The organism is Gordonia sp. ALPHA1B1 (assembly GCF_005502615.1).
Lineage (GTDB): Bacteria > Actinomycetota > Actinomycetes > Mycobacteriales > Mycobacteriaceae > Gordonia > Gordonia hongkongensis.
In genome coordinates this window covers 1-11176 of the sequence record NZ_SCOC01000062.1, presented here as the reverse complement: position 1 = coordinate 11176, position 11176 = coordinate 1, and the positions used below count along the sequence as shown (strand labels likewise).

Below are 11176 nucleotides of genomic sequence, written 5' to 3'. Positions count from 1 at the left end.
CGCGTGCACGAGCTGCTCGGCCAGCAGGGGTTGCGCGGGCACGCTACGCGTGCACGAGCTGCTCGGCCAGCAGAGGTGCGAGCCCACCCCCGCGGGTTGAGCCGGCACCGAGCGCAGCGAGGCGCCGAGTCGAAGCCCCTCCGCAACCAGTCCTACCCAAGTGACCTCGACGGACGCGCGGGCACGCTACGCGTGCACGAGCTGCTCGGCCAGCAGGGGTTGCGCGGGCACGCTACGCGTGCACGAGCTGCTCGGCCAGCAGGGGTTGCGCGCGGGTCCGAGTTGGTCGGCCAGCAGACACAACAAGGGCCGGTGACCCGAAGGTCACCGGCCCTTGTCAGAGGGTCTGACTCAGAAGAAGGCGGGGCGGAAGGTCTTGGCCCACGACTCCTTGAAGGTGCTCTGCCAGTAGTCCCACCAGTGCGCACCGTCCGGGGTGATCCGGGTGGTGAGCTTGACGCCCGGGACGAGCGCGAGGCGGCCGATGTAGAGCTGGCTGGAGGTCGACGCGGCGACCTCGAGCGGGATCATCTGCGCGAACTTGACGGGGTCGAAGTTGGCGCTGGCCGGGTTGACCGACGAGTCGTACTTGCTGCCGACACCGCTACCGGACGAGACGTAGACGTTCTTGCCCGCCAGGTTGCCCGCGCTCAGGAACGGGTCGTTCTGGAACCAGGTGCCCGCGGGGTAGAAGCCCCACATGTTGAACGGGTTGCCGCCGACCTCCGCGACCGAGGCCATGATGCCCTGGGTGAAGCCCGGCATGGTGACCGTCGGGTAGCCGCTGTAGGACGCGACCGCCTTGTAGAAGTTCGGGTGGCGCGATGCGAGGTTCAGCGCTGAGGTGCCCGACATCGAGAGTCCGGCGATGCCGTTGCGACGGCTGTCGCTGCCGTGACGCGCAGCCATGTACCGCGGCAGTTCGCGGGTCAGGAACGTCTCCCACTTGTTGACACCCAGCTTGGGATCGGGGGTCTGCCAGTCGGTGTAGAAGCTGCCTGCGCCACCGAACGGGATGGCGACGTTGGTGCCCTTGCCGGCCATGTAGCGGGCGACGTCGGTGTTGATCAGCCAGCCGCTGTTGTTGTTCGGGGCACGGAGTCCGTCGAGCAGGTACAGCGTCGGCTTGGGTCCGCCGCCGCCGGCCGAGACGATGCACACGGGCACGGTCCGGTTCATGGCGTTCGAGCGGACGTACTCGACATTGCAACCGTTGGCCGCGGAGGCCTCCGGCGGAGCTGCGACCAGCGTCGCACCCGACACGGCCACGAGAGCCACGAGTCCGGCGACGAGGCGCTTACGGGCGCGTGTCAGCATTCGTCAGTTTTCCTTTGGATCACCACGGCCGGAGCCGGCCGCTTGCGGGTCTTGCCTACCGGGTACTACTGCGGGCTTGCATACGGAGTCGTACGTAGGGGGATTGTATTGGTCCCCCCGGGCAGCGGTACCCGTCGTGCTGAAGTGTAACGGCACGATAACGCCTCGGCAAAGGCGAGAGCGAGTCCTGTGATGACATCTTTTGGTGGTGCACGTCACAGCACTCGCCGTTGAACAGCTCATTTCGTACATAGGCGGCGCATGTGGCGAATTCTTCATCTGTTCGGGCCACACATCCTCGATCTTCCCGTTACCGGTTTGCCCGGGCAACGGTGACCGTCCGATTCTCCGGTGACGGGCCGGGCGCCCGGGCCGGCCGAGGCCATCGACGTCAAGTCCGCTCGGCCCGCTCCCCGAACAACTAGGGTCGGGACGTGCACATGGGCGAGTATCTGTCCGCGGACGCGACCACCCTGGCCGGTCACGTGGCCTCCGGCGAGGTGACCGCCGCCGAACTCCTCGACCTCGCACGAGCCCGCGCAGACGCGGTCAATCCGTCGCTCAACGCCATCGTGATCCGCATGGACGCCGAAGCCGACGCCCGCGTCCGCAGTGACCTCACCGGGCCTTTCGCCGGCGTCCCGTTCCTCATCAAGGACCTCGCGCAGGACTTCCGCGGGTATCCGACGACCCGCGGCTCGCGCGCCCTCGCCACGCACATCGCTCGCGAACACTCCTTCGGCGTGCGCCGGTTCCTCGACGCCGGCCTGGTCGTCTTCGGCAAGACGAACACCCCCGAGTTCGGCGCGAAGGCCATCACCGAACCCACCCTGTGGGGTCCCGCACGCAATCCGTGGGACCTCGACGTGACCCCCGGCGGATCGTCGGGCGGCAGTGCGGCCGCGGTGGCCGCCGGGATCGTGCCGGCGGCCGGGGCGAGCGATGGCGGCGGTTCCATCCGCATCCCGGCCGCGTGTACCGGGTTGTTCGGGCTCAAGAGCTCGCGTGGCCTGATGCCGTTCGGTCCGCAGACCGGTGAACCGCTGTTCGGGATGGGCGTCGAAGGTGTGGTGACCCGGACCGTCCGTGATGCTGCCGCACTGTACGACGCACTGATCGGACCGACGCCGTCGTCGACCTACCCGGCGCCGCTGCACACCGAGACCTACAGTGCCCGGATCGCGACCCCGCCCCGGTTGCTTCGGATCGGGTACACCACGATCTCGGCGATCAACGCGAATCCGCACCCGGAGGCCGTCGCTGCGGTCGAGCACGCGGCGTCGATCCTGACCGAACTCGGCCACCAGGTCGAGGAGGTCGATCCGCCGCATGACGACGCCGCCCTCGCCCGCGACTTCCTCGACATCTGGTTCGCCAAGTGCGCCGCCCAGGTCGACGAGGTCCGACGCCTCACCGGCGCTCCCGACTCCCACTTCGAGGCCGACACCCTGACGCTGGCGGAACTGGGCCGGGCCGCCGGCGTCGTCCCGTTGTTCACCGCGCTCGACCACATCAACGACCACGTCCTGGCCCTCGACCGCTTCCACCAGACCCACGATCTGCTGCTGACGCCCACCCTCGCGGTACCGCCGCCGCGGGTCGGGTCGATGACCACGCCACCGGTGCTGCAGCGGGCGTCGCGGCTCGCCTCCCGCGCGCGGTCCGGGCGTGCGATCTCCCGCTTGGGGATCGTCGACAAGCTCATCTACGAGAGCCTCGGCTGGGTGCCGTACACGCAGCTCGCCAACCTCACGGGCCGGCCGGCGATGAGCGTGCCGCTGCACTGGACCGATGCCGGCCTTCCGCTCGGCGTGCAGTTCGTCGGTCGTCTCGGTTCCGACGGCGATCTCCTCGCCCTCGCGGCGGGCCTCGAAGCCGCCGCGCCGTGGTTCCACCGGTACGCCGACATCGCGCTGTAGTACGGGGCTAATCTCGTCTGCGAATGCACATGTCCCGGGACCGGCCCGGTCATTTTGGCGGTGTGAGGAGATGCGGTGGCGGAGCACGGGGCCGACGCGGTGGTCGTCGGCGCGGGACTGGCGGGTCTCGTGGCGACATACGAACTCACCAAGGCCGGACGCCGCGTCGTCGTGGTCGACCAGGAGAATCGCAACAACCTTGGCGCGCAGGCATTCTGGTCGCTGGGCGGGTTGTTCATGGTGGACACGCCGGAGCAGCGTCGGCTGGGCATCAAAGACTCCGCGGATCTCGCCCTGCAGGACTGGATGGGGTCGGCCGGTTTCGATCGTGACGACGAGGACTATTGGCCGCGCCAGTGGGCCCGCGCCTACGTGGACTTCGCCGCCACCGAGAAACGGCAGTACCTCCACGACCTCGGGTTGCGCATCACCCCGATCGTCGGGTGGGCCGAACGCGGCGGCGGGTTCGCCGACGGCCACGGCAACTCGGTGCCCCGCTTCCACCTCACCTGGGGAACCGGACCCGAGGTCGTGCGGGTCTTCGCCGAGCCGGTCCTGGAGGCGGAGAAGCGCGGGCTCGTCGAGTTCCGGTTCCGGCATCGCGTCGACGAGCTCATCGTCGACGACGGCGCCGCCGTCGGCGTGCGGGGTGTCACGCTCGCCCCGACCGACGCCGAACGCGGCCAGGCGTCGAACCGGGATGTCGTGGGCGACTTCGAGATCCGTGCCGGGTCGGTCATCGTCACCTCGGGCGGCATCGGCCACAATCACGACCTGATCCGCAAGAACTGGCCAGTCGACCGTCTCGGTCCCGCGCCGGAGACGATGATCTCGGGTGTCCCGGCGCACGTCGACGGCCGGATGCTGGAGATCAGCGAGACCGCCGGCGCGAACATCGTCAACCGTGACCGGATGTGGCATTACACCGAGGGCATCCACAACTGGGACCCGATCTGGCCCGACCACGCGATCCGCATCATCCCCGGCCCGTCCTCGCTGTGGCTCGACGCCAACGGCAACCGCCTCGCACCGCCGAACTTCCCCGGTTTCGACACCATCTCGACGATGAAGGCCATCCTGGCGGCCGGCCACGACTATTCGTGGTTCGTCCTCACCCAGACGATCGTGGAGAAGGAGTTCATGCTGTCGGGTTCGGAGCAGAACCCCGACATCACCGCGAAGGACGTCAAGCTGGCCGCGAAGAGCCGGCTGGCGAAGGGCGCCGCGGGACCAGTCGACGCCTTCGTGCGCAACGGCGTCGACTTCGTGGTCGCCGACAACCTCCCGGAACTGGTCGCCGGGATGAACAAGATCGCCCGCGGCCCCGAACTCGACCTCGCGCACCTCGAACGCATCATCTCCGCACGCGACGCCGAGATCGGCAACAAGTTCTCCAAGGACGCACAGCTGATGGCGATCACCAATGCCCGACAGTTCGTCGGCGACAAGATCGTTCGGGTCGCCAAGCCGCATCGACTGCTCGATCCCGAACACGGCCCGCTGATCGCGGTCCGGCTCAACATCCTGACCCGCAAGACCCTGGGCGGGCTCGAGACCAATCTCGACTCCCAGGTCCTGCGGCCGGACGGCACCGCCTTCGACGGCCTGTTCGCCGCCGGCGAGGTCGCGGGCTTCGGCGGCGGTGGCGTCCACGGGTACAACGCACTCGAGGGGACGTTCCTCGGCGGATGCATCTTCTCCGGCCGCGCCGCCGGCCGGGCGGTGGCGCGGGCCACAACGCCCCGCTGACCGGCCACCGGCCATCGTCGAAAAGGGTTGCCTGCCCTATACATTCGCGGCACGATCTGCTGCCCCACGGTTTGTACGCATGGGCTAGTGTGTTCAGCGTGCCGGTGCCCCAAACGATCCTGACGCGGAAGACGAAGTCGGCGATCTTCCTCGTCTTCACCATCGACGACGGCGGTGAGGACGCGGTTCGCGCTGCGCTGGAAGACATCCCCGGCCTGAACAACGCGGTGTCCTCGCGGGCTCCCGAGGCAGCACTGGCCGGGATCGTGTCGATCGGTTCCGCGGCGTGGGACCGCCTGTTCACCGGCCCGCGTCCGCGTTCGCTGCGTCCGTTCGTCCCCTACGAGGGCGAGGTCCACACCGCCCCGGCGACGCCCGCCGATCTGCTCGTGCACATCAAGTCCGACGACATGGGCCTGTGCTACGAACTCGGCGCCAAGATCACCGAGGCATTCGGGGACGCGGTCACCGTCGTCGACGAAGTGCACGGGTTCCGCTACTTCGACCTGCGCGACCTCATCGGCTTCGTCGACGGCACCGAGAACCCGATCGGGCAGGCGGCGATCGACGCGATCACGGTCGGCGGGGAGGACCCGGACTTCGAGGGCGGCAGCTACGTCGCCATCCAGCGCTACGTACACGACCTGTCGTCGTGGAACGACCTGAGCACCGAGGAGCAGGAAGCCGCGATCGGGCGCACCAAGCTCGACAACGTCGAGATGGCCGACGACGTGAAGCCCCCTAACTCCCACATCGCGCTGAACGTCGTCGAGGACGAGAACGGCGAGGAGATCGACGTGGTGCGGGACAACATGCCGTACGGCGACGTCTCGGGTGCCGGCGTCAACGGCACGTTCTACATCGCCTACTCGGCAGCGCCCGACGTCACCGAGGAGATGCTGCGCAAAATGTTCATCGGCGACCCACCCGGCACCTACGACCGCCTCCTCGACTTCACCACCGCGGTCACCGGGGCCCAGTTCTTCACCCCGACACTCGACTTCCTCGAAGACCTGCCACCCGCGCCCGACGCCGCACCCACGGCTTCCCCCGCCCCGACGACCCGTTCCGACGGCTCGCTGGGCATCGGGTCACTGCACTGACGACACCCGCCATCCGACCACCGCATCCGCCACAACCCGGCCGCACCAGGAGGACACCATGAACAACCTGCATCGCGAACTTGCACCGATCTCCGACGCGGCCTGGGCGGAGATCGAAGAGGAGGCGACCCGCTCCTTCAAGCGCAACGTCGCGGGCCGTCGCCTCGTCGACGTGACCGGGCCGCTCGGCTCCGACACCGCATCGGTGACGCTCGGACATCGCACCAAGATCGACTCACCGTCGCAGGGGATCACCGCCTTCCAACGGCGCACCCAGTCGCTCGTGGAACTCAAGGTCCCGTTCACGGTGTCCCGCGAGGCCATCGACGACGTCGACCGCGGCGCCAAGGACTCCGACTGGGACCCGGTCGTGGAGGCCGCGCGCGAACTCGCGCTCGCCGAGGACCGGGCGATCTTCGAGGGTTACGCCGCGGCGGCGATCACCGGCATCCGCGCCGAGGCCGCCGCCACCCCGATCCCGCTGCCCGCCGACGTGCGCGACTACCCGGAGGCGGTCAGCCAGGCGCTGAGCACACTGCGCCTGGCGTCGGTCGACGGTCCGTACGCGGTGGCCCTGTCGGCCGATGCCTACACCCAGGTCAACGAGACGTCGAACCACGGCTACCCGATCCTCGAACACATCCAGCGCCTGTTCACCGGCGACATCGTGTGGGCGCCGGCGATCAGCGGCGCGTTCGTGATGAGCACCCGCGGCGGTGACTTCGAACTGACCATCGGCCAGGACGTGTCGATCGGCTACGACTCACACGACGCCGACGTGGTGAACCTGTACTTCCAGGAGTCGTTCACCTTCCTCACCCACACCGCCGAGGCAGCCGTCGCGCTGACCGAGCCGCCCACCGCCTGAGCGGCTGCCCACGGTCCCCGCCTGCGCGGATTCCCGGTGGGCAGATACTCGGCGGCGTCCGTTGCGAGCGGCAACTAGTCTGGCGCAGGTGATCGCAGTGAACTCCGGCCGGCTCTCGCTCCCGGCGCCTACCGTTGCCTTCGGCCCGCTCGCTTCGCTCCCGGCGCCTAGATGCTGACCCGACTCGTCCGCACCTACCTCTCCCGGTACCGCATCAACGTCGCGCTCGTCATCGTGCTGCAACTGCTGGCGACCATCGCGATGCTGTACCTGCCGAGCCTCAACGCCGACATCATCGACAACGGCGTCGCCCGCGGGGACACCGGTTACATCCTGCGCATCGGCGGCTGGATGCTGCTGGTGAGCGTCGCCCAGATCATCGTGACGGTGACCGCGCAGTACTTCGGCGCGCGCGCCGCGCTCGGGGTCGGGCGCGACATCCGGGGCGACCTCCTGCACCGGGTGAACTCCTTCTCCGCACGCGAGGTCGGCACGTTCGGCGCGCCGTCACTGATCACCCGCACCACCAACGACGTCCAGCAGGTGCAGCTGCTCATCGTGATGAGCAGCGCGATCCTGGTGATGGCGCCGATCATGTGCATCGGCGGGATCGTCATGGGCGTCCGGGAGGCGCCGGCCCTGTCCTGGGTCATCGCCATCGCGGTGCCCATCCTCGGGGTGTCGATGGGGGCCATCATCGCGAAGATGATCCCCGGCTTCCGGGCGATGCAGGAACGGATCGACAACGTCAACCGCGTCCTGCGCGAGCAGATCACCGGCATCCGGGTTGTGCGGGCGTTCGTGCGAGAAGACTACGAACGCAAGCGTTTCGCCGTGGCCAACGACCACCTCGCCGACGCGACCCTGCACGTCGGCCGATTGATGGCCCTGATGTTCCCGGTCGTCATGGTGATCACCAACGTCACCATCGTCGCGGTGATCTGGTTCGGCGGGCACGCGGTCTCCGACGGTTCGCTGGAGATCGGCGCACTGACCGCGGTGATGAGCTACGTGATGCAGATCCTGATGTCGGTGATGATGGCGTCGTTCCTGGCGATGATGGCCCCGCGCGCGGCGGTCTGCGCCGAACGCATCTCCGAGGTCCTCGCCACCGACACCTCGGTCCATCCGCCGAGTGAACCGGTCGGTTTCGCCACCCACCCCGGCACGGTGGAGTTCGATGCCGCCGAGTTCCGCTATCCCGGCGCCGACGACCCGGTGTTGAGCGGCATCGACTTCCGCGTCGAGCCGGGCACCACGACCGCGATCGTCGGCTCGACGGGGTCGGGCAAGACCACCCTCGTCGGGCTGGTGCCGCGGCTGATCGACACGACCTCCGGCGCGGTCCGGGTCGGCGGCACCGACGTCAAGCGGCTCGATCCCGACGAGCTACGGTCGGTCGTCGGGCTGGTGCCCCAGCGGCCGTACCTGTTCTCGGGAACCATCCGCTCGAACCTGCTGCACGGCAAGGCCGACGCCACCGACGATGAGATCTGGGAGGCGCTGCGCATCGCGCAGGCGGAGGACTTCGTGTCCGCGATGCCCGACGGCCTGGACACCAAGGTGTCCCAGGGCGGTACGACCGTCTCCGGCGGGCAGCGGCAGCGCCTGGCGATCGCACGCGCCCTCATCCGACGGCCCGCGATCTACCTCTTCGACGACTCGTTCTCCGCGCTCGACCTGACCACCGATGCGCGGCTGCGCGCCGCACTGCGCCCCGCCACCCGCGACGCCGCGGTCATCGTCGTGGCGCAACGCATCTCGACCATCGTCGACGCCGAGCAGATCGTCGTGCTAGATCGCGGCCGGGTCGTCGGGCTCGGTACCCACGACGACCTGCGGCAGTCGTGCCCGACCTACGCCGAGATCGTCGAATCGCAGATGGCGATGGAGGAGCGCTCATGACCCGGCCCGGAGACCCGCCGATGGCGGCCGGACCCGAATCCAAGCCTCGCTCGTTCTGGCCGTCGGTCAAACGCGTTGTCGCACAGCTCGCGTCGTACCGACTGCTGATGACGGTCACGCTCGCGTCGCTGGTCGGCTCGGTCGTGCTGATCGCGATCGCGCCCCGCGTGCTGGGTTACGCCACCGACCTCGTCTTCGACGGCGTGATCGGCCGCACCCTGCCCGAGGGGCTCACCAAGGAACAGGCGGTGGCCGGGCTCCGCGAGAGCGGTGACGACACGTTCGCCGACATGGTCTCGTCGATGGACGTGACCCCCGGCGTCGGAGTGGATTTCGGCGCCGTCGGTCGCGTGCTGCTGATCACCCTCGTGCTGTACGTGGTGTCCTCGGCGCTCGCCTGGCTCGCCGGGTACCTGCTGAACATCGTCGTCGTCGGCACCATCCGCCGGCTCCGCGACGACGTCGAGGCCAAGGTGCATCGCCTGCCGCTGCGCTACTACGACACGATGCCGCGCGGCGAGCTGTTGAGCCGGGTGACCAACGATCTCGACAACCTGTCACAGAGCATGCAGCAGACCATCTCCCAGTTCGCGAACTCGGTGCTGACGGTGATCGCGCTGCTGATCATGATGATCTGGATCTCGCCGCTGCTGGCGCTCATCGCGGTGGCCACGGTGCCGCTGGCGATCATCGCGACCGGCATCATCGCGAAGCGTTCGAAGCCGCACTTCTCGGCCCAGTGGTCGTCGACGGGCGCGCTCAATGCTCAGGTCGAGGAGGCCTTCACCGGGCATGAGCTGGTGACCGCCTTCGGCCGTCAGCGCGAGATCGAGGCGACCTTCGACGAGCGCAACGAGAAACTGTACGAGTCGAGTTGGCGCGCACAGTTCATCTCCGGCGTCATCATGCCGACGATCATGTTCCTGGGGAACCTGAACTACGTGGCGGTCGCGGTCGTCGGTGGTCTGCGCGTGGCGTCGGGCTCGCTGAGTCTCGGTGAGGTGCAGGCGTTCATCCAGTACTCGCGCCAGTTCACGCAGCCGCTGACGCAGATCGGTTCGATGATCAACCTGATGCAGAGCGGTGTCGCCTCCGCCGAGCGGATCTTCGACATCCTGGACGCCGACGAGCAGTCGCCCGACGCCGCGAATCCGAAGACGCCCGCCGAGGACAAGGGACTCATCGAGTTCGACGACGTCTCCTTCCGCTACGTCGAGGACAAGCCGCTGATCGAGAATCTCAGTCTGGTCGCGCGTCCCGGGCACATGGTCGCGATCGTCGGCCCGACCGGCGCGGGCAAGACCACCCTGGTCAACCTGATCATGCGGTTCTACGACGTCGATTCCGGTGTCATCCGGGTCGACGGCGTCGACTCCACGGACATGACGCGAGACGACCTGCGCGAGCGCACCGGCATGGTGCTGCAGGACTCGTGGCTGTTCGGCGGCACGATCTACGACAACATCGCCTACGGCGATCCCACCGCCTCGCGAGAGGAGGTGCTCGACGCCGCCCGGATGAGTCACGTCCACCACTTCGTGCGCACCCTCCCCGACGGCTACGACACCGTGCTCGACGACGAGGGCGGTGGCGTCAGTGCCGGTGAGCGGCAGCTCATCACGATCGCGCGGGCCTTCCTCGCCCGGCCCACGATCCTCATCCTCGACGAGGCGACGAGTTCCGTCGACACCCGCACCGAGCTGCTCATCCAGAAGGCGATGGCCAATCTGCGGTCGGATCGCACGAGTTTCGTCATCGCGCACCGACTCTCCACGGTGCGCGACGCCGACGTCATCGTCGTCATGGAGGACGGGCACATCGTCGAGCAGGGCAACCACGACGAACTGCTCGCCGCCCGCGGCGCCTACTGCCGGCTGTACGAAAGCCAGTTCACCGGGGCCATCGAGGCGAGCTGAGACCCTTCGTGACGCTCGCAAGCTCGCTCCTCAGGGAGCACAAGAAGGCTCGCTTCGCTCGCACCTTAGGGAGCAGGAAAAGCGCGTCCCCACCCCGCTCCCTAATCCGAGAGCGCCACACACCCATTGGTCCCTGAGGTGCGAGGAGCGATAGCGACGAGCCACGAAGGGCCTGGTAAGGCACCTCGCGAGCCCCTTCGTGGCTCGCTGCGCTCGCACCTCAGGGAGCACAAGTAGGCTCGCTTCGCTCGCACCTCAGGGAGCAAGAAAAGCGCGTCCCCCACCCGCTCCCTGAGCAGCCTATGAGGGTTTGTGTCAACAGGGTCCTGTGATGGGTGTGGGCGTGGGGGTGTGGCCCGGCGGCCGGTGGTGGCTGCGGGATGGATGATGGTGGGGTTT

General features: G+C 68.2%; 7 protein-coding genes. 6 read left to right on the top strand and 1 reads right to left on the bottom strand.

The features are described from left to right. Positions 1 to 351 precede the first annotated feature (351 nt). Positions 352 to 1317: an alpha/beta hydrolase family protein gene (locus FFS52_RS22745; RefSeq protein ID WP_065632259.1), complete on the bottom strand. Its 966-nt coding sequence runs from the start codon at positions 1315 to 1317 to the stop codon at positions 352 to 354. Between the two features lie 440 nt (positions 1318 to 1757). On the opposite strand from FFS52_RS22745, the gene FFS52_RS22740 reads away from it, so the two are divergent. The 6 genes from FFS52_RS22740 to FFS52_RS22715 all read left to right on the top strand — a co-directional run bounded on the left by FFS52_RS22740 (position 1758) and on the right by FFS52_RS22715 (position 10777). Continuing rightward, the gene (locus tag FFS52_RS22740; protein WP_137811001.1) at positions 1758 to 3236 is read left to right on the top strand and encodes an amidase; all 1479 of its coding nucleotides are present in this window, start codon (positions 1758 to 1760) and stop codon (positions 3234 to 3236) included. A 75-nt stretch (positions 3237 to 3311) separates the two neighbouring features. Continuing rightward, on the top strand, positions 3312 to 4985 hold the full coding sequence (locus tag FFS52_RS22735) for an FAD-binding dehydrogenase (RefSeq protein ID WP_068971126.1): 1674 nt from the start codon (positions 3312 to 3314) through the stop codon (positions 4983 to 4985). Positions 4986 to 5083: 98 nt separating this feature from the next. Next, the gene (locus FFS52_RS22730; protein ID WP_068971130.1) at positions 5084 to 6088 is read left to right on the top strand and encodes a Dyp-type peroxidase; all 1005 of its coding nucleotides are present in this window, start codon (positions 5084 to 5086) and stop codon (positions 6086 to 6088) included. A 58-nt stretch (positions 6089 to 6146) separates the two neighbouring features. Then, positions 6147 to 6956 carry a family 1 encapsulin nanocompartment shell protein gene (locus tag FFS52_RS22725; protein ID WP_068971127.1) on the top strand — a complete coding sequence of 270 codons (810 nt, stop codon included), beginning with the start codon at positions 6147 to 6149 and terminating at the stop codon, positions 6954 to 6956. A gap of 171 nt (positions 6957 to 7127) precedes the next feature. Next, on the top strand, positions 7128 to 8861 hold the full coding sequence (locus tag FFS52_RS22720; protein WP_068971128.1) for an ABC transporter ATP-binding protein: 1734 nt from the start codon (positions 7128 to 7130) through the stop codon (positions 8859 to 8861). Further along, a complete protein-coding gene (locus tag FFS52_RS22715; RefSeq protein ID WP_068971129.1) occupies positions 8858 to 10777 on the top strand; it encodes an ABC transporter ATP-binding protein in 1920 nt (639 codons plus the stop codon). The genes FFS52_RS22720 and FFS52_RS22715 overlap by 4 nt, the downstream gene beginning before the upstream one ends. The last annotated feature ends 399 nt before the right edge of the window (positions 10778 to 11176 follow it).